General features: G+C 65.3%; 15 protein-coding genes. 9 read left to right on the top strand and 6 right to left on the bottom strand.

The window, feature by feature from the left end; genetic code table 11:
- Nucleotides 1–119 precede the first annotated feature (119 nt).
- The 5 genes from ITJ49_RS03750 to ITJ49_RS03730 form a co-directional block, all read right to left on the bottom strand.
- Nucleotides 120–2,630, bottom strand: a complete 2,511-nt coding sequence (locus ITJ49_RS03750; RefSeq protein ID WP_194601583.1) for a glycoside hydrolase family 65 protein — start codon at nt 2,628–2,630, stop codon at nt 120–122.
- A complete protein-coding gene (locus ITJ49_RS03745) occupies nt 2,627–3,496 on the bottom strand; it encodes an HAD family hydrolase (RefSeq protein WP_370544358.1) in 870 nt (289 codons plus the stop codon). Before ITJ49_RS03745 ends, ITJ49_RS03750 begins: the two co-directional genes overlap by 4 nt.
- A 159-nt stretch (nt 3,497–3,655) precedes the next feature.
- Nucleotides 3,656–4,441, bottom strand: coding sequence for a hypothetical protein (locus tag ITJ49_RS03740; RefSeq protein WP_123941481.1), 786 nt, complete (start codon nt 4,439–4,441; stop codon nt 3,656–3,658).
- A 109-nt stretch (nt 4,442–4,550) separates the two neighbouring features.
- Nucleotides 4,551–5,417, bottom strand: coding sequence for an aldo/keto reductase (locus tag ITJ49_RS03735; protein WP_194601579.1), 867 nt, complete (start codon nt 5,415–5,417; stop codon nt 4,551–4,553).
- Between the two features lie 125 nt (nt 5,418–5,542).
- A complete protein-coding gene (locus ITJ49_RS03730; RefSeq protein WP_194601576.1) occupies nt 5,543–6,277 on the bottom strand; it encodes a CPBP family intramembrane glutamic endopeptidase in 735 nt (244 codons plus the stop codon).
- A 116-nt stretch (nt 6,278–6,393) separates the two neighbouring features.
- Between ITJ49_RS03730 and ITJ49_RS03725 the strand changes: the two genes are divergently transcribed.
- From ITJ49_RS03725 to ITJ49_RS03695, 7 genes are all read left to right on the top strand, one after another.
- The gene (locus ITJ49_RS03725; RefSeq protein WP_055960199.1) at nt 6,394–7,830 is read left to right on the top strand and encodes a polysaccharide biosynthesis tyrosine autokinase; all 1,437 of its coding nucleotides are present in this window, start codon (nt 6,394–6,396) and stop codon (nt 7,828–7,830) included.
- Complete coding sequence (locus ITJ49_RS03720) at nt 7,827–8,405, top strand: low molecular weight phosphatase family protein (protein ID WP_194601573.1); 579 nt, start codon at nt 7,827–7,829, stop codon at nt 8,403–8,405. Before ITJ49_RS03725 ends, ITJ49_RS03720 begins: the two co-directional genes overlap by 4 nt.
- Nucleotides 8,402–9,370 carry a hypothetical protein gene (locus tag ITJ49_RS03715; protein WP_194601570.1) on the top strand — a complete coding sequence of 323 codons (969 nt, stop codon included), beginning with the start codon at nt 8,402–8,404 and terminating at the stop codon, nt 9,368–9,370. The genes ITJ49_RS03720 and ITJ49_RS03715 overlap by 4 nt, the downstream gene beginning before the upstream one ends.
- Entirely contained in the window at nt 9,364–10,824 is a 1,461-nt protein-coding gene (locus tag ITJ49_RS03710) for a sugar transferase (protein WP_194601567.1), read from the top strand. Before ITJ49_RS03715 ends, ITJ49_RS03710 begins: the two co-directional genes overlap by 7 nt.
- Complete coding sequence (locus ITJ49_RS03705; protein WP_194601564.1) at nt 10,776–11,942, top strand: glycosyltransferase; 1,167 nt, start codon at nt 10,776–10,778, stop codon at nt 11,940–11,942. Before ITJ49_RS03710 ends, ITJ49_RS03705 begins: the two co-directional genes overlap by 49 nt.
- Nucleotides 11,943–12,162: 220 nt before the next feature.
- Nucleotides 12,163–12,921, top strand: coding sequence for a glycosyltransferase family 1 protein (locus tag ITJ49_RS03700; RefSeq protein WP_194601561.1), 759 nt, complete (start codon nt 12,163–12,165; stop codon nt 12,919–12,921).
- Complete coding sequence (locus ITJ49_RS03695; RefSeq protein ID WP_194601558.1) at nt 12,908–14,218, top strand: hypothetical protein; 1,311 nt, start codon at nt 12,908–12,910, stop codon at nt 14,216–14,218. The genes ITJ49_RS03700 and ITJ49_RS03695 overlap by 14 nt, the downstream gene beginning before the upstream one ends.
- Before the next feature lie 85 nt (nt 14,219–14,303).
- Here ITJ49_RS03695 and ITJ49_RS03690 read toward each other — a convergent pair whose 3' ends face one another.
- Complete coding sequence (locus ITJ49_RS03690; protein ID WP_370544357.1) at nt 14,304–15,494, bottom strand: acyltransferase family protein; 1,191 nt, start codon at nt 15,492–15,494, stop codon at nt 14,304–14,306.
- Nucleotides 15,495–15,677: 183 nt separating this feature from the next.
- On the opposite strand from ITJ49_RS03690, the gene ITJ49_RS03685 reads away from it, so the two are divergent.
- A complete protein-coding gene (locus ITJ49_RS03685; protein WP_194601552.1) occupies nt 15,678–16,883 on the top strand; it encodes a hypothetical protein in 1,206 nt (401 codons plus the stop codon).
- The gene (locus tag ITJ49_RS03680) at nt 16,880–17,791 is read left to right on the top strand and encodes a glycosyltransferase (RefSeq protein WP_194601548.1); all 912 of its coding nucleotides are present in this window, start codon (nt 16,880–16,882) and stop codon (nt 17,789–17,791) included. Before ITJ49_RS03685 ends, ITJ49_RS03680 begins: the two co-directional genes overlap by 4 nt.
- Nucleotides 17,792–17,794: the final 3 nt, after the last annotated feature.

Genomic DNA, 17,794 nt, shown 5'->3' with positions numbered 1-17,794 from the left:
GCCTGCTGCCGAATTTGAAGGAGAAACCGCCGCTCGACCCCGCCCGATCGCGATGAATGCGTCGGGCGAGGCGGGTTTCTCCTTCAAATTCGGGGGAGAAGCGCAGAAGAGGAACAGAGCTAGCTGCTCGACACCTCGGCCTCGACCTCGCCGCGATCCACCGAGATGGTCGGGATCGACGCTGTGACGATCGACCCGTCGGGGCGCAGCATGCCGCGGAGGTCGCTCGTGGTCGGCGGCGGCGTCTCGATGCGCGGCCCCTGGTTCGGCAGCGCGACCGTGACCGGCGACCCGTTCACCACGTCGACTCGCTCGTGATGCACGTGCACCGTCACCTCGGTGCCCTGCTCGATGGTGAAGGTGATGTCGGCCTGGCGCACGTCGACGCGGAGGCGTGAGCCGCGCACCGTCATGCGGAAGGTCAGGTGCTCCCAGTCGGCGGGGAGGCGCGGGTTGAACGTCAGGCGACCGCTGTGGTCGCGCATGCCGCCGAAGCCGAACGCCATGGCGCTCCAGATGCCGCCGGCGGACGCCACGTGCACGCCGTCGGAGGTGTTGTGGTGCAGGTCGGCGAGGTCGACGAACAGGGCCGAGAGGAAGTAGCTGTGGGCCAGCTTGTGGTGGCCCACCTCCGCGGCGATGATCGACTGCACGACGGCCGACAGGGTCGAGTCGCCCGTCGTCAGCGCGTCGTAGTACTCGAAGTTGCGGCGTTTCTCGGCGGGGGTGAACTCGTCGCCCTGGAGGAACAGCGCGAGCACGACGTCGGCCTGCTTGAGCACCTGGAAGCGGTAGATGACCAGGGGGTGGTAGTGCAGCAGCAGGGGGCGCTTCGAGGCGGGCGTTGAGTCGAGATCCCAGAGCTCTTTGTCGAGGAACTGCGCGTCTTGCGGGTGGATTCCGCGGTGCGGATCGAAGGGGATCTCCATCGCGTCGGCGGCGGCGCGCCAACCGCGAATCTCGTGCTCTTCGAGACCGACGCGGCGCACCATGCGCTCGTAGGCGACGGGGTCGTTCGCCATCAGCTCTTCGCAGATGCGGACGGCCGACCAGAGGTTCGCGCGCGCCATGACGTTCGTGTAGAGGTTGTCGTCGACGACTGTCGTGTATTCGTCGGGACCGGTGACGCCGTCGATGTGGAATTTCTCGTCGCCGTTGGAGCGCCAGAAGCCGAGGTCAGACCAGAGGCGCGCCGTCTCGACGAGGATGTCGATGGCGCCGCGGGCGAAGAAGTCGTCATCGCCGGTGGCCGCAACGTACTGCATGAGCGCATGCACGATGTCGGCGTCGATGTGATACTGCGCGGTGCCGGCGGCGTAGTAGGCGCTCGACTCGAGACCGTTGATGGTGCGCCACGGGAACAGGGCGCCGCGCTGGTTGAGCTCGGTCGCGCGGTCGCGGGCGGCGTCGAGCATGCCCTGCCTGAACCGGATCACGTTGCGGGCCACATTCGGCGCCGTGTACGAGAGGAACGGCATCACATAGATCTCGGTGTCCCAGAAGTAGTGGCCGCCGTAGCCCGAGCCCGAGACGCCCTTGGCGGCGACGCCCTGGCCGTCGGTGCGGGCGGTGGCTTGGGCCAGCTGAAAGATGTTCCAGCGGATGGCCTGCTGCAGGATCGGGTGGCCCGGCAGCTCGACGTCGCTGCGGATCCAGAAGTCGGTCAGCCAATCACGCTGATCGGTGAAGAACTCGTCGACGGGCGTCTCGCGCGCGCGGTCGAGCGTGCGGTCGCAGCGGTCGGCCAGCTCGCGCGGGGGCACGCCGCGCGACGAGTGGTAGACGATGGTCTTGGTCATGCGCACCGACCGGCCCGCCTTGGCCTTGATGCGGTAGACGTGCTTGGCGATGTCGTCGTCGATCTGCGACGACTGCGACCACTCGTTCTCGGTCTCGAGCGCGTGCTCGGCGCCAACTGCCACCGTCATGCCCGAGTTAGTGGTCTGGTAGCCGAGCACGTAGCGCGTGTCGACGTTGCGCTTCCACTTCGGCTGCAGCACGCGGTCGGCGAAGCTCTCGGCCTTGCGCGGGTCGAAGCCGGCTGAGGCGCGCATGCCCGTGTGGTATTCGTCGCCGAGGTCTTGGCGGTTGAGGATCTGGCTTGACAGCAGCAGCGACGCATCGGCGTCGAGCATCGTGACCTCGTAGTCGACCACGACGAGGTGGCGGTCGGTGAACGACACCAGGCGTCGGCTCGTGACCAGCACGCGCTTGCCCGACGGGGTGCGCCACTCGATCTCGCGCACCAGCACGCCGTCGTGGAAGTCGAGGCGACGCGTGTACTTCAGGATGTCGGACTCGGCGAGCACGAACGGCTCGTCGTCGACGTACAGCCGCACTACCTTGGCGTCGGGCACGTTGACGATCGTCTGGCCGACGCGGGCGAAACCGAACGCCTCTTCGGCGTGCCTGATCGGCCAGGTCTCGTGAAACCCGTTGATGAACGTGCCGTACGAGTGCCCACCACGCCCCTCGTCCATGTTGCCGCGGAGCCCCAGGTAGCCGTTGCCCACGTTGAACATCGTCTCGGCGACACCCTGGTCGTCGGGCACGAACTCGGTTTCGACGAGAGCCCACTCGTCGACGGGAAAGCGGTTGCGGTCGAGGGGGTCTTCGGTGATCGTCGTCATGCGTCGGTGGCTTTCGTGTCGCGCTCCTTCGGAGCGGAGGGAGCGGACGGAGAAGCAGTAGGAGCAGAGGCAGCAGCAGGAGCGCCAGCGGGAGCGGACGGAGCAGCAGCAGGGGCAGAGACGGCGTCGACGAGCTCGGCCAGATCGCCGACAACGAAGTCGGCACCGTACGCGAGCAGGGCTTCGGCGCCGACACCGCGGTCGACTCCGACGACGAGACCGAAGGATCCGGCCCGACCGGCCTCGACCCCCGACTGTGCATCTTCGACGACGACGCACTGCCCTGCGGTCAGGCCGAGACGCTCGGCGCCGTCGAGGTAGGTGTCGGGCGCGGGCTTGCCGGCGAGCTTGTCGTCAGCGGCGATGAGGCCGTCGACCACGACGTCGAAGCGGTCGCTAAGACCGGCGGCTGCCAGCACGGGGACGGCATTGCGCGAACTCGAGACGACCGCGACCCGATGCCCGGCTGCGATGGCCGCATCGAGGAACGCCACGGATCCTTCGTAGGGGGTGACGCCGTTCTCGCGCAGCTCGGCCGCGAAGACCGCGTTTTTGCGGTTGCCGAGACCGCAGACGGTGTCGAGGTCGGGGGAGTCGTCGGGGGTGCCCTCAGGCAGGGTGATGTTGCGGCTGGCCAGCAGCGATCGCACGCCGTCGTAGCGGGGTTTGCCGTCGACGTATTCGAAGTAGTCGCCCTCGGCATACGGGGCGACATCAGGTGCGTGCTCGCTGAGGTAGTCGGTGAAGAGGGTCGACCAGGCACGCATGTGCACTTCGGCCGTGGGCGTCAGCACCCCGTCGAGGTCGAACAGGATGCCGGGGAGGGCGGGCAGACGCGACGCGTCGCGGGCAGGGGAGGAGGACACGGAGCCGGGGGGATCCCTTCGAGCAGTTCGCCGAGGCGGCGGAGGAGACGGCGACGGGAACGGCTTCGGTCTTCGCCCGGAGTGGGCTCGTCGTGCGACAAGTCTGGCACGGGCGGCGGGCTCGGCCTAGTGGGGTTGCCCGTCGATGGCGAGCGCTGTCTAGAGCTCGTGCACCGCGACGCCGTCGACGCCGCCCATGCGCTCGAGAGCGGCCGTCAGCAGGGTGCCGACGGCGTCGGGCAGCACGTGGTGGTTGAGGTAGATGCCTTCGAGCCAGGAGAGCACCTCGTCGGCGGGCATGCCGACGGCCTCCCAGTCGATGCCGGGCAGCGCACGCGTGACGGGCAGCTCGGTGTCGGGGTCGAGACGCGCCTCGGCGATCGCGACCTCGGGTGCCCCCTCAGTGGCGTACCACATCAGCGCGATCGGGTGGTTGTCGCCGTCGATGTGGTCGTGGTCGACCCGGCCGCTGCCGAGCCACGGCAGCGTGAGCAGCTCGCCCTCGATGTCGACGGTGATCAGGTCGAGCTGGGTCGGCTCTTCGACCTCGCAGATGAAGAGCGTGTAGCCCTCGTCGTTCCAGGCAGCCGCTTCTTCGAGGTCTTCGAGCAGGTCGGGCATGCGCTGGTGAAACTCGGTGAGAAGCACCGACGCCCAGTTGAGGATGGGCCCGCCAAGCGTGTCGGGCCAGGGGCTCCGGTCGATGTCGGAGCCGTTGCCGCGGTGGAAGTGGTAGTCGATACCGCCGTCGACGGTGTCGAGGTGGATCTGCCCGCTGGCGAACTCCACGGCGATGCTCGACTGGCCTGTCTCTTCGTCCCAGTCGCCGAAGATCTCGGGGCGACCGAGGGTGGCGGGCGGTGCGATCGCCGCGGCCGTCTTCGGCCCCAGGTTCAGCACGGCCTGGAACCGCGTGGTGGGAAGTCGAAGACTCATGTCTGTCACGGGTGGTTCCAATCGCTCGGTGTCGAGACTAGCCGACACCGAGCGACCGGAGGCCCGTGCTCCCCAGGGGAGGGGTCAGCTCACGCTAGTGAGCAAGCGATGTGCCAGATCAGGCGATGGCCGACAGCTCGGCGAACTCGTCGTCGGTCAGCTCGATCTCGGCGCCGTGCATGTTGTCGTCGAGGTGCGAGACGGTCGACGTGCCGGGGATCGGCAGCATGACCGGCGAGCGCTTGAGCAGCCAGGCGAGAGCGAGCTGCGACGGCGTCGCGCCCTTCTTCTCGGCGATCTCGTCGAGCACGCCGCCCTTGCCGGCGAGCGAGCCGGTCGCGAGCGGGAACCACGGGATGAACGCGATGTTCTGCTCGGTCGACCAGTCGAGCAGGTCTTCGGCCGAGCGGTCGGTGAGGTTGAACAGGTTCTGCACCGAGACGATCTCGGCGACCTTCTGCGCGGCCTTCACCTGGTCGATTGTGACCTCGCTGAGGCCGATGTGACGGATCTTGCCCTCGTCCTGCAGCTTCTTCAGCTCGCCGACCTGGTCTTCGAGCGGCACCTGCGGGTCGATGCGGTGCAGCTGGTAGAGGTCGATTCGCTCGAGTCCAAGCCAGCGGAGGCTCATCTCGGCCTCCTGGCGCAGGTACTCGGGGCGACCGACGGGCGGCCACTCGTTCGGACCGGTGCGGGTCAGACCGCCCTTGGTGGCGATGACGAGGTCGTCGGAGTACGGCTTCAGCGCCTTGGCGATGAGCGGCTCGGCGACGGCGGGGCCGTACGAGTCGGCGGTGTCGATGAAGTTGACGCCGAGTTCGACGGCGCGGCGCAGCACGCGCAGGGCCTCGTCTTCGTCTTTCGGCGGGCCCCAGACGCCGGGGCCGGTTAGCTGCATGCTCCCGTAGCCGAGGCGGTTGACGGTGAGGTCTCCGCCGAGGTCGAATGTGCCCGCGGCCTGCGCGGGAAGTGTCTGCGTGGTCATAGAGACTCCTTTCACAAGTCGCCCGGGTGGGGCGACGTGTCGCCGGTCAGGGCGACAGGGGTAGTAAACGCTCCCGAGGATCCTGCATTCCCAGACGGGGGTACAGGCCCGGGCGCAACCGATTTCTACACGGGCCAGGTCAGCCAGACCGCGATGCCGTTGAAGACGATGTGCGCGACGAGGGCGCCACCGACGCGGCCGGTCGCGGCGGCGAGCCCGCCGGCCAGTAGCCCGAACACGAGAGTGCTGGCGAACGTGACTGCGGCGGCCGTTCCGTCGGTGCTGCCGGCCGCGACGTGCAGCAGAGCGAACAGCAGCGCGGTGACGACGACCGCCATCACCTGCACGAGCACCCGGTTCACGCGCGTCCCCGGCCGCCCCTGCTCGGCGAGGGTGTGCTGGAGCACGCCGCGAAAGAAGACCTCCTCGAGCAGCGGAGCGACGACGACCGGGGCGACGAGCCCGACGACGAGAATCGCCCCGGTCGGCCCGTCTCCGAGGATCACCGGCGCGTGCAATCCCGTGTCGCGATAGACCGAGAGGTTGATCGAGGCGTCGACGGCTCGCGCGAGACATCCGACGGCGATGCCCCAGAAGACGTCGAAGAGCCCGAACCGCAGACCCCAGCGCCGAATGAGGCTCGGCGGACCCTCGCCGCGGCGTGCGAGAACAACGGCGACGAGGATCCCGGCGGCCAGCGGCACCCACACGACGCCGTAGGCGAGCCAGGCCTCGAGCGCGCCACCCGTGAGCCCGAACGGTGTCGCAGACGAGGTGAACGCCCGCCCGGCGAGGGCCGCAACGGCCAGCGCAGCGAGTACCGCGACGAGAATTCGCCGGGAACCGCTCGTGGTCTGCATGACCCCCAAAGTAGACGACGGGTGCGGTCATGCCGTGTCGCCGCTCGGCGGTGTGAGAATATGTCGAAGCACGGTTGAAAGTCAGGGGACCGCTGCGCGCTAGGGGAAGGCGAGCTGTGGAGCTTCGCGAATACATCACGGTGCTGCGCAAGGGATGGATTCTCATCCTCGTGCTGGCACTGGTCGGAGTGGCTTTGGCCGCGACTTACTCGCTCGTCAAGAAGCCGGTGTTCTCGGCGACGGCGCAGGTGTTCGTCTCGACCCAGTCGAGCGGCAGCGTGAGCGACCTCGTTCAGGGGAGCACGTTCACGCAGCAGCGCGTGACGACGTACGCCAACCTCGTGACGACGCCGATCGTGCTGCAGCCGGTCGTGGCGTCGCTCAAGCTCGACATGACGGCCGAGGAGCTGGCGCAGATCGTCAGCGCCGACGCGCCCCTTAACACGACGCTGATTCAGATCACAGCGACGTCAACCAGTGGGGTGCAGGCGGCCGAGATCGTGAACGCGACCTCGCAGAGCCTGACGAACGTGGTGCAGAACATCGAGGCGACCGGCAAAGACGACGCGTCGACGGTAAAGCTGACGCGCGTGCAGGAGGCCCAGGTGCCGACCTCGCCGATCAGCCCCAAGGTGCCCCTCAACGTGATTCTGGGCCTGCTCATCGGGCTCGCTGTCGGCGTCGGGCTGTCGGTGCTCCGCGAGACCCTCGACAACCGCATCCGCAACGAGGGTGACGTCGAGAAGATCCATTCCGGGCCGATCATCGGCGGCATCGCCTACGACGCGAAGACGTCGAGTCGCCCCCTCATCGTGCACGCCGACCCGCGCAGCCCGCGCGCCGAGTCGTTCCGCACCCTCCGCACCAACCTCCAGTTCTTGGAGCTGGAGGGCAAGGCGCGCACCTTCGTCATGACCTCCTCGGTGCAGAGCGAGGGCAAGAGCACGACAGTCGCCAACCTCGCGATCGCGCTCGAGACGGCCGGCTACCGCGTCGTCCTGATCGACGCCGACCTGCGCCGACCGAAGATCGCCGACTACATGGGCCTCGAGGGCGCGGTCGGTCTGACCGACGTGCTGATCGGCCGCTTCGATCTGTCGGACGCCGTGCAGCCCTGGGGCTCGGGCAATCTGCACGTGCTGCCGGCCGGCCAGATCCCGCCGAACCCGAGCGAACTCCTCGGCTCGCGCCGCATGCAGGATCTCCTCTCCACCCTCGAGGCGAGCTACGACTACATCCTGTTCGACGCCCCGCCGCTGCTGCCGGTGACCGATGCCGCGATCCTCGCGAAGCGGGCGAGCGGCGCCATCGTCGCGGTCGCCGCCGGTCAGACGCATAAGAACCAGCTCAGTGGAGCAGTCGCGACCCTCGAGAACGTCGGTGCGCCGATCGCCGGCTTCGTGCTCACGATGATGCCTCTGAAGGGGCCGAACGCCTACGGCTACGGCCGCTACGGGTACGGCAACTACGGCTACGGCACGAGCGATGAGGCCGTTGCTCCCGCGCGCGGCGGGCTGTTCCGTCGCGGCCCGTCTCGGCAGGCGACTCGATGACGACTGTGCTTCCGCTCTCGGTGCTCGTCGTCTGCACGGGCAACATCTGCCGGTCGCCGCTCGCCGAGCAGCTTCTTGCCGCGCGCCTCGACCGATCGTTCCTGCTGTCGAGCGCCGGTACCTTCGCCGAGACGTCCAGCCCGATGGAGCCCCTGTCGGCCGAGCTGTCGCGCCAGTACGGCGGCGTTCCCGAGCTGCACCGGGCGCGCGACCTCGACGTCGACATGATCCGGGCCGCCGATCTGATCCTCACCGCCACTCGCGAGCATCGAGCGGCAGCGGTGTCGATGCTGCCGCGCGCCTCCCGCTACACGTTCACGCTGGCCGAATTCGCGCGACTGGCGGCGTACGCGGGGGAGAGCGGCGAACTGGTCGCGTCGGATCCTCGGCTCGTCGTCCAGGCGGCTGCCGCCTCGCGCGGGATCGCGCCGCCGCCCGGTGATCCGGCCGATGACGACATCGAGGATCCCTATGGCCGTAGCCGAGCCACCCACGAGCGGGTCGCGACCCGAATCGACGACCTCGTGTCGAGCATCGTCGGCTCGTTCGCGCTCGCGGGGGGCACCGGTCGATGAAGTCGCGGGTCGCGGGGTCGGGGTTCTTCTCGTCGCTGGCGGGACGCATCGTCGTCATCGCCGTGATCGTGGCCTTCGTCGTGGTCGACGTGCTGCTGGTCGCTGCGGCTCTTCGCGCGACGGCTCCGGTCGATCCGGGAAGCCCGGGGCCGATCCCCACCTACACGAGCTCGCCGCAGCCGACCGCCACCGCGAGTGCCTCCGCCGCGATCGACGAGCCCTCGGGCGCGGTGCGGTTGCTGTCTGCCGTGAGCGCCACCGAGGCCTGGCGCACGACTCCGGGGCTCTGCGGGGGAGCGGCCCCGAAGGTCGAGCGCTCGATCAACGGTGGTGACACCTGGGCCGTCGTGGACCTGGGGTCGACCGGCGTCGCCGACGCGGTGGCTCTGAACGCAGGATCCGACCGCACGGCTCTCGCAGGTCACCTCACGGGCTCCTGCACCAAGACGAAGGCGATGGCGACCTTCACCGAGGGCAAGTTCTGGGCGGCGTCGACGACCGACGTCGCTGATCTCGCTTTCGTGGTGCGTGGGTCGAATCGCGTGCATCTCGCTTCCGGTGTCGTCGCGGGGCCCTGCGCCACACCGCTCGGCGCCGTGCAGTCGGGCAGCGCCGCGGCCGTCTCGTGCGCCGATGCCTTCGCGGTGAAGAACGGCGACGCCGCCTGGCAGACGGTCACCGTCGACGGATTGCTCGGCTTCACGGCGACGGGTACGGGCACCGCGACCAGCTACCTGCTCGCCGTCGACTCGTCCTCCGACGACTGCGACGGCGTCGCGATCGAGTCGCTCACGGCTGACCTGACTCCCGACTCGGTTCCGACACCGGTCGGCTGCGCTCCGGTTGCGTCCGCCGCCGGCACGCTCGACCCGTCGACGGTCGCGCTGTCGCGGGTCGGTGCGAACGTCTGGCTCTGGGCCGGCTCTCGGGTCTCGGTTTCGGCCGACGGCGGCGCGTCGTGGTAGCCGATCGGCCGGCCACCCACTCCGACTGGAGCCTCGACTACGCGAGGCGCCTCCGCATCACCGATCTGCTCGTGCTGGTCTGGGTCGTCTTCGGCGTGCAGATCGCCTGGTTCGGCTTCGACAGCCAGAAGCTCTCGGGCAGGGGCAACGTCAACGATCTCGCGATCAACTACACGGCGGTCTCGATCGTCGTGATCGTCGCGTGGATGATCATGCTCGCCGTTTACGCCACCCGCGACTACCGGGTGATCGGCGGCGGCTCGGCGGAGTACCGCCAGATCGTCGACGGCAGCGTCCGACTCTTCGGACTCCTGGCGATCGTCGCCTTCCTCTTCAAGATCGACCTCGCCCGCGGCTACATCTTGATCGCCCTGCCCCTCGGCGTCGTCGTGCTGGTGTTCTCGCGGTGGATGTGGCGGCAGTGGCTGTCGGTCAAGCGCAACCGCGGTGACTACTCGGCGCGCGTGCTGCTCGTCGGCTCGGCCGAGACCGCCCGGCACATCGCCCGCGAGCTCGCTCGGCACCCCGAGGAGGGCTACCGCGTCGTCGGAGCCTGCATTCCCGCCGGTGCCCCGGGCACGACCCTCCTCGACACCGGCGTGCCCGTGATCGGCCGCATCACCGACGCGCTGAGCGTGCTCGACGAGATCGGCGCCGACACGGTCGTCATCACAGGATCCGAGGAGCTCGGCCCGCAGAGCATCCGCGAGTTGGGCTGGGGTCTCGAGGCCGGCCAGCAGCACCTGATCGTGGCCCCGAGCCTCACTGACATCGGCGGGCCCCGGATCCACACCCGCCCCGTTGCCGGCCTCCCGCTGATCCACGTCGAGACTCCGCGCTACGTCGGCGGCAAGCAGTTCGCGAAGCGGGCCTTCGACATCGTCGGATCGACGCTGCTCATCGCCCTGTTCTCTCCCGTGCTGCTGGTCGTGGCGCTTCTCGTCAAGACGTCGAGCCGCGGCCCCGTGCTCTACCAGCAGGAGCGCGTCGGCCTCAACGGCGACCACTTCCACATGCTGAAGTTCCGGTCGATGCGCGTCGGCGCCGACGCCGAGCTGGCTGCGCTCCTCGCCGAGCAGGGCAGCAGCGACCGGCCGCTGTTCAAGGTGCAGGACGACCCGCGCGTCACGCCGATCGGCCGCGTTCTGCGCCGCCACTCGCTCGACGAGTTTCCGCAGCTCTTCAACGTCTTCCTGGGCTCGATGAGTCTCGTCGGCCCTCGCCCGCAGCGCGACGGCGAAGTCGCACTCTACGACGAGGCCGCGCGCCGCCGCCTCCTGCTCAAGCCCGGCATGAGCGGCCTCTGGCAGGTCGGCGGGCGCTCCTCGCTCGACTGGGAGGACGCCATCCGCCTCGACCTCTTCTACGTCGAGAACTGGTCGGTGATGGGCGATGTCGTGATCCTGTGGCGGACGATGCGGGCTGTGTTGGCTCCCGGTGGGGATGCGCACTGATGGCCGGTCTGATTGTCCACGAATGGATTTCGCAGCACGGCGGCTCGGAGAACGTCGCGGAGGCCATGGCTCGTACCTTCCCCTCAGCCGACCTTCTGTGTCTCTGGAATGAGGCACCCGAGCGTTTCGACGGTCGCCCCGTGCGCGAGTCGTGGCTGGCAAAGACACCGCTTCGGCGACATAAGGCAGCTGCGCTTCCCTTCATGCCGGCACTCTGGTCGCGCACGGATGTTTCTGACGCTGACTTCCTGCTCGTCAGCTCGCACCTCTTCGCCCACCACGTCGGCGGCACGAAGCGAGACCCGCAGCAGCCGAAGTTCGTTTACGTCCATACCCCGGCGCGCTATGTCTGGGCGCCCGAATTGGATGGCCGCGGCAACGGCCTGGCAGGTCAATTTGCATCGCCGTTCCTTCGACACCTCGATCGATCGCGCGCGGGCCACGGCGCCGTCTATGCGGCCAACAGCGAGTTTGTCCGACAGCGGATCAACGAATCGTGGGGGCAGGATGCGACCGTCATTTACCCGCCGGTCGATGTCGATCGGATCCAGGACCGCGAATCGTGGGGGCGGGAGCTCACAGCTGAAGAACTCAGGATCCTCGACTCGCTACCCGAGGTCTTTGTCCTGGGCGCCTCGAGGTTCGTGCCGTACAAGCGGCTGGACGTGGTGATTGCAGCGGGTGAGGCGGCCTCGCTGCCCGTCGTCCTGGTCGGAGCCGGCCCGCAGCGGGCTGACCTCGCCGCTGCTGGCGCTGCGGCTGCAGTGCCGGTGACGATCATCGACCGGCCGTCGAACGCCATGCTTTACGCCCTGTACGAGCGGGCAAGCGTGTTCGTCTTCCCAGCCATCGAAGATTTCGGCATCATGCCCGTCGAGGCGATGGCGCTCGGAACTCCGGTAGTCGTCTACTCCGAGGGCGGGGCGCGAGAGAGCGTTGAAGCGCTGCGCGGTGGCGAAGTCGTGGAATCGTTCTCGCCGAGTGCTCTCGCAACAGCAATTGCGAATGCGCTTTCGGTGGATATGACCGACGTGCCCTCGGATGCTCTCAGGGGTTTTGGCCAGAAGGCCTTTTCGGATCGGCTATTGGACTGGACGGGCATTCATGCTGTTCGTTGACACGCGCTGGGATGGCGCTCACGGAATCGGTCGCTTCTCTCGCGAGGTGACTCAGCGCCTTGAGAGGCCTTGGCAGGAGTTGGGCAGTCTGCTTTCGCCGTCCTCACCCTTGGATGCCGTGAATCCAATCCGCCTTCGACCCGGCGCATCGGATCTGATCTACTCCCCGGGCTACAACGCGGGGCTATCTCGAGCGCGCCAGGCAATCACACTTCACGACATGATCCATCTCGAGGTCGAGTCTGAATCGAGCCAACTCAAACGGGTCTACTACGACCGATTGCTGAAACCGATAATCAAGCGAGCCGGAATGGTTTTTACGGTTTCTGAGACTTCTCGTCGAGCAATTTCGGCTTGGATTGGCGACGATGCGGTCAACATCGTCAATGTGGGCAACGGTTGCTCTGACGCTTTTACCGCCGACGGACCCGTGACGACAAGGTTTTCGAATTACTTCATTTACGTCGGTAACTTGCGGCCGCACAAGAACTTCGACGTGGTGCTCCGGGCTCTTGCTCTGAGGCCCGACTACGAGCTTGTCGTGGTGTGCTCTGAACAGGTTCGAGTTCGCGAGCTCGCCAGCGCCGCGGGCGTCGCCGCGCGACTGCATGTGATTAGCGGCGTCTCGGATGAGGAGCTGGCTGAGCTCTACCGCGGCTCCCACGGGCTCGTCTTCCCGTCCACGCTGGAGGGCTTTGGTCTCCCCGCCGTGGAGGCTCTCAGCTGTGGTGTGAGCGTGGCCTACTGGTCAGGCTGTGAGAGTGTCGCCGAGATCGTCGGCGACGCCGGGCAGGCCATGGAATCGAGCTCGGACGCCGAGGAGTGGGCTCTTGCGCTCGATGGGTTAGCCGGGAGAGCGACCGAAACAGATGCTTCTTCTGCCATGGACAGTTTTTCGTGGTCGCGGGTTGCAAGTCGCGTTTCGACGGCCCTCGCTGCAACGTCACAACTCGAAAGGTCTGGACATGTCAGTGAATAGTGTTCAAGACGTCCGGGTCGACACCAGTCTTTCTCCGGGAGCAGATCCAGCGAGCCGCTTCGCGACGCACGTCGTCGCGGTCATGATGGTCGTAGCGTTCTACTACTTGGCCTACCGCTATCCATTTCAAATTGGCGACTCCGGAACCAGTCCCACGTACAAGGACACACCCGCCGCTCTCCAAGTGGGCAAATATGTCCTCTTGATCGCCGTCCTGGTGGCCGCACTGCTCATGGGTGCTCTCCTCCGACGGGCACGGAAACGACTGTCGTCAGACCCTTTCTGGGGAACGACATTTGCGTTGCTCTTTATCGGACTCTTCGCCGGGGTGAAGGGACTCTTTTCGGGCTCGACAGAAGTCGTCACCTTCGCAATCGTTTTTCTCCTCGGAACCGGCCTGACCGGATTTGCCCTGCGGTGGCGCCTCGACACCGGTCTCTTGGGACGCCTGGTGTCGGTGTACGCCGTAATTTCGGTCGCGGTTGAGGCGGTGCAATATATTTTGTTCCGGACGCAGGGAAGGTTGCCCGCGCTGGCCTACGAAGGGTCGATATCCGTCCGTTTTGGAGCAGTCCTCGACGACCCCAACGGATACGCGATTATCGTCGCCCTCCTACTGCCCGTAGTTGCGTCATGGCGTTACCACAGGCGCTGGAGGTTTCTTGTCGTGTGCCTACTGCTGGTAACGCTGCTGGCTACGCAGTCGTTTACGGGCATTGTTTCGACGATCGCAGCGCTCGTCGGGGGCTACATGGTGCTCAACTGGCGCTCGTCGAACAAGGCGCTTCTCGTCGTCTTCGGCGGGGGTTTCTTGGCTGTCATTGCCTGGACATACACGTCCGCCTCTCCCGTGTTCCAGGAGATCCTCGGCACGAAGCTCGGCAGCATTTCTGCGCACTCAACGTCGGTAACCGCGCTGAGTCAGTTGGGGCCCGAGTCTTTTCTTGGCTTTGGAGCGATGCAGCCCAGCATCGAATCGAGCTACGTCTACCTTGTCGCCAACTTCGGGCTAGTTTTCACGCTGATCTTCGTGGGCCTCGGTGTCTTAGCGATCGGCAGACTTCACAGGCGGATCTCCCATTCGCCCGAGGGGGAGGATGTGGCGATATACAAGGGCTACTACTACTTTCTCATCGCCTTTTTGCTGGCGTGCTCTAACTTGCACGTAGTGGGCGTCTACCCCGCTAACTTGCTTTTTGTTCTCGGGGTCGTCACGAGCCTTTTTGCACCAATGACGACAACGGACTTAGCGCCGACACCGGCTCAGCCGCACGCATCACGTTCGGCACGGCGATGACCCATCTTCCAACGTAGCAAGCGATGCTTCATCCGCATTTGCCGATAGGAACTCAATCTCCGGCGGCCCATCAATACCGCTCAGGCTAAGTAACCGCGTTGGCCGGTTCTAGGGTCTTCGACGCGAACGGGCCCTTTTCGATGCGCTTGGACAGCCTGTGGCTCGGCCGCTCGACTACCCGAGCAAAGAGGGATGCTACGGCCAGAGACAGCGGTATTCCGACGGCAATGACCAGAGGTTGCGCGCTCTCGCCAGTCAGGTGGTTCAAGGCAAGAAGGATGGGATCGTGCACGAGGTACAGGCTGAAAGAAATCTTGCCCAGCCAGAGAATGGGTCGTGTTGTCAAAGCCGATCTCATCCCTGGGTAGTAGGCGGCGCAGAACACGATGACAAAGGCACCGGCGACCTGAACCACGTAGGTGAGATGGAGAACCTGGATAGGCAGTTCCAGCGGCTGCAAGTACCAGTACGTGCACAGGGTGACGCATCCGAGGGTGAGGAGGGTGCCCCAAAGCAACCCGGACCTCGAAGCAGAGGAAATGCGTTCCGCTAAGTGCTCTAGGTCTCCTCTCCGCCCCGCGAACAGCACGCCCAAGCCGAACATGGCCATGTAGAGCAAAAAGTTGCCCACGGGGGGAATCTCACTGCGGAGGACGGCTCCGGCAGTCAGCGTCGCAATCACGAGCACAAACTTCGTATTCGTTGGTGCACGGAGAAGTAAGACGATGAATACGGGGAGCAAAACGGAGAAGATGACTTCCCACAGCAGGGACCATAGCGGACCGTTATACCTGTAGGTGCCTCGGAGGATCAGGGCGGCTTTGACCAGAGAACCGAGATGCAGGGACGTTTGCCGCTCGTGAAACCACGACGACTTGGCACCCTCGGAAATCAATCCCACGGTGAAGAAAACCGCCAGGGAGAACAAAATCGACGCCCAGACGGGTATGTAGAGCCGGAGGAGGCGGGACGGGTAATACCGAGCCCATGATGTCGGCTGTGTCTTAGAACGCATCATCGCTAGCGCAATGCCACTCAAGATGAAGAAGACGAAGACCGCCTCCCCACCTGACCAGAAGAGGTGAAGGGGAGTCTGAACCATCCACCACGCAACGGAGTTGCGGTCTTGGATGGCAGGCCCGTCCTCGAAGACGCCCCGGAGGAGCGGGTATGTGATGAGTGAATGGTGCAGGACGACAACCAGGGCGGCCACACCCCGAAGACCGTCCAAGGATCTCAGTCGTGCCGATGGCTTCGAGTCGATTTCATTTGGCACGATCTGAACTCCCCGGGTTTGACTGCATCCTAGTCGGGAGGTGTTGCGCTCCGTGAGCGTGGTCTTGGCCGTTCCAACCTGGTTCGTGAGGCAGGATTGGTGGCAGCCGGTTCAGGGGAACCAGCCCAGCGCACCACCTGATCGCGGTGTCGCTGGAAGGGGTGGGCTAGCAAAGGACGACCTGTGTCACACGAAACTTCTGAGCGGCTCTCCGGGGTCTACTGCACCGTTGTCGCTCAGAACTACTTGCCGCAAGCCTTAGCGCTCTACTCCAGTGTGCGCGAGGTCGAGCCTGATCGCGAGCTCGTGGTGCTGGTCGTCGATGCCGACAGAACGGACCTTGCCACCGGCCGCGACCGACTGACGATTGTTACGACGGGAATACTTGGCCTGTCAGACAGGGAAATTCACAACCTCGCCGCCATTTACGACGTGGTCGAATTCTCGACGGCAGTAAAGCCGCTCTTCTTCAAGGCATTGCTCGATGAGTACCAACAAGTCACCTACCTCGACCCAGACACGTTCGTAGTTTCTCCATTGACAGAACTGGAGAGCCTCGTCGAGGAGCACGGCGTCGTTCTCACTCCACACTTCCTCGAGAGCATTCCTCGAGACATCACACACATCACTGAGGTTCATAGCCTCACCGTGGGCGTGCACAACCTGGGATTTGGGTCGTTCGGACAAAAGGGGCTCCCATTTCTGGACTGGTGGTGGTCGCACCTCGAACGTGAATGCCTCATCTACCCACTGCTCGGCATCTTTGTCGATCAGAAGTGGACTGACATCGGCGCGACGCTGTTCGACGCTCACTCGCTCCGCCATTACGGATACAACGTCGGTCCGTGGAATCTGCACGAGAGATCGTTCACCGACCACAACGGGACGCTGACTGTGGACGCAAGCGGAGACGAGCTTCGCCTTGTGCACTTCAGTGGCTTCAACCCGAGGGATCCCGATGCCATCAGCGTGCGTCTGAGTCTCGACATGAGAGAAGCAGGAGTGGCGTTCCCGGCATTGACCGAATTGAGTCGCCTTTACGCCGAACGCGTTCATGAAGCTCAGGGAGTTCTGGGCTCACCGCCCGACTACGCGTTCGCCACAGATGCCGATGGTGGCCGGATAAGCAAGCGATCGCGACGCACCTACAGAAAGGCGCTTCTGGCGGGCGAGGTTCCTCCCTCACCCTTCGTGGCTAGCGAGGTCGACGCCTACCGTCGGTGGAACCTTTCAGCCTGGCGGTCCCGCATCGGAGTGGCCATGGGTGACGCTGCCATGGCCGCCAAATATGTTTTTCCCGACGAGTTCACTGCGATCAAGAAGTCGTTGCCAAAGCAATTTTCGTGGGTTCGGGAACGCCTGCTCACAGCCGCGCGAGTACGACGGTGACCATTGCTGCGGTCGTACCTCTCTTCAATCCCGACGGAGAAGTATTCCGCCGGCTCGAGGCTCTCGCCCGCCAAGTCGACCATCTCGTCCTTGTCGATGACGGCTCAAGCACACCGTTCGCGTTACCTGCAGGTGTTCTTCCGGACGCCCTTGTCATTCGACAGGCAAACCTGGGCATAGCCTCAGCCCTCAACGCAGGAGTGGTCACAGCGCGAACTCTCTGGCCCTCTGTTGCCTTTGTCATCACCGTTGATCAGGATTCAACCCTCGCGAGCGAGTACGTGCGGAAAGCTCTGCGCGCCCTTGAGAGTGCCCGGGCCGATGGTGTACCAGTCGGGGCCATCTGCGCCGAACAGTTCAACGAGTGGCGGGTGTCCCCGTCTGGCGAGAACTCGGGGCACCGGACGGCTCTCCAGGTAGCCCAGTCGGGGCTTGTTCTGACAACTGAGACGCTTAAGAGGTTCGGGCCCTTTAGTGACGAGCTCTTCATCGACTGCGTCGACACCGAGTACGTGCTCAGGATGCTTGCCGCCGGAACAGTCGTCGTCGTGGGTGAAGGATGCCGTCTCGATCATCAGGTTGGCGAGATGGTCGACTTGACGGTGCGGGGCAAGCAAGTTCGCATCGGCGGACGCATTCGACGTGTGTCGATTCACACGGCGACTCGGCGCTACTACATCACTCGAAACAGGGTCGCTGTCTACCCTCGATTTGCGAAGACGGCCCCGAAATGGCTCATCCGGGACACCCTCCTCGAAGCGAAGACCACGTTGCTGTCCATTGCTTTCGGCCCTGCTAAAAAGCAACAAGCCCTCGCTGTGCTTTTAGGTGCCATCGATGGTGGGCAGAAGAAACTAGGCCCTATCTCGCCACGACGGCGCGCGACCTTGTCAGGATCGCGCCGATGAGTC

Origin of the sequence: Frondihabitans sp. VKM Ac-2883 (genome assembly GCF_015350875.1) — a bacterium.
Classification (GTDB): Bacteria; Actinomycetota; Actinomycetes; order Actinomycetales; family Microbacteriaceae; genus Frondihabitans.
The sequence above is the reverse complement of the archived record's forward strand: the minus strand, read 5'-3'. Positions and strand labels throughout refer to the sequence as shown.